A 1,367-nucleotide genomic window follows, 5' to 3' on the forward strand; every position below is an offset into this window, starting at 1 on the left:
GGCCACCCTGGAGAAAACCCGTGAAATCCCCCGTGTTACGGCTGGCCGGCCTTGCCTCGGCCCTGGCGCTGTGCGCCTGCTCAACGGTGCCGGCCAGCCCAGCGCTGGCGCCGTGCCCCAAGCCTCCGGCGCACCTGTTGCAGCGGATGGCCCCGTTGCCACCGATACCGACGTCGCCGGCTGGATCGCCGGAGCCCAGGGCCAGTACGAAACCTGCCGGGTACGCCTCGGTGCCCTGATCGACTTTGAAGAAGGAATACCGCAATGAGCAGCGACACCAACAAGCCCGCGGACATGGGCCAAGTGATGCACAGCATCGGACAACTGACCGGTGCGGTGCAGGCCATGCATACCGGCCTGACGGCGCGCATTGAGGATATCCGGCAGGACATCCAGCGGATCGAGAGCGCTCAAATCCAGCGTATGAACCGCATGGAAACGACTTTTACCAACCGTTTGGCCGACGTGGAAACGAACGTGGGCAAGCGCATCGACAGCATGGGGGCGCGGGTGACTGCGCTGGAGGCGGAAGACAAGCGCCTGATCGCCAAGACGGCGCGACTCGGTGCGCTGGGTGGCGGGATTGGCGGCGCGCTGTCGGCGGTGGCCATCGAACTGATCAAGCGGACGTAATGGCCCACTCTCAAGAAACCCGCGACACCGTTCGCCGGCTCTACATCGAGGGCATGCCCTTGAATGGCGCCGCGATCACGGCCGGCGTGAGCTACGACACCGCCCAGGATTGGAAGAAGAAGGCCAAGGCGCGGGGCGATGACTGGGACACGGCGCGCGCGGCGTTTCGGATCAGCGAGCAGGGCATCGACGATCTGAATCAGCAGTTGGTGGAGGATTTTGCACGCCAGGTGCTCACCACTACCCGCGAGCTCGAGACCGCGTCCATTCCGGCGAGCGACAAGGCCCAGTTGCTGGCCCAGCTCGCCGACGCCTATGCGAAGTTCTCGAAGGCCTTCGCGCGGGTCAATCCGGCCTTCTCGGGCTTGGCCGTGGCGCTCGACACCCTCAAGATCGTCGCCGAGCATCTGCGCGCCAACGACCCCGCCACCCTGCGGGCGCTGCAGCCGCACTTCGACGATATCGGCGTGACCATCGGAAACCGCTATGGCCAAGCCTAAGATCGCGCCGATCCGCAACCAGCGGGAGTTTGACGATGCGCTCGCGAAGCTCGGCGACGAGCTGCGCGAGTGGATCGAGCTGGAGGTGGCCAGCTTCGACACGGATGCAGCGGCCAGCGCCGCGCGGCGCGAGCGGGCCGTGATGGACTATCAGTTCTTCTGCCAGACCTACTTCCCGCACTACGTGCCGACGCCGTACTTTTCGCTGTTCCAGCAGTTTGCGTTCAAGCGTGT

At 65.3% G+C, this 1,367-nt stretch carries 3 protein-coding genes and 1 pseudogene; all 4 read left to right on the forward strand.

Annotated elements, in window-relative coordinates; all coding sequences use genetic code 11:
- The coding region (locus B3547_RS19075) for a hypothetical protein (protein ID WP_292965952.1) at window positions 1–268 on the forward strand (268 nt) is incomplete at its 5' end.
- Entirely contained in the window at window positions 265–633 is a 369-nt protein-coding gene (locus tag B3547_RS19080; protein WP_292965955.1) for a hypothetical protein, read from the forward strand. The genes B3547_RS19075 and B3547_RS19080, both read left to right, overlap by 4 nt.
- Window positions 633–1,133: a DUF1804 family protein gene (locus B3547_RS19085; protein ID WP_292965958.1), complete on the forward strand. Its 501-nt coding sequence runs from the start codon at window positions 633–635 to the stop codon at window positions 1,131–1,133. The genes B3547_RS19080 and B3547_RS19085 overlap by 1 nt, the downstream gene beginning before the upstream one ends.
- A pseudogene (locus B3547_RS19090) lies at window positions 1,120–1,367 on the forward strand (hypothetical protein); the annotation flags it as partial. The gene B3547_RS19085 and the pseudogene B3547_RS19090, both read left to right, overlap by 14 nt.

This window comes from Novosphingobium sp. UBA1939, from assembly GCF_002336885.1.
Taxonomy (GTDB): domain Bacteria; phylum Pseudomonadota; class Alphaproteobacteria; order Sphingomonadales; family Sphingomonadaceae; genus Novosphingobium.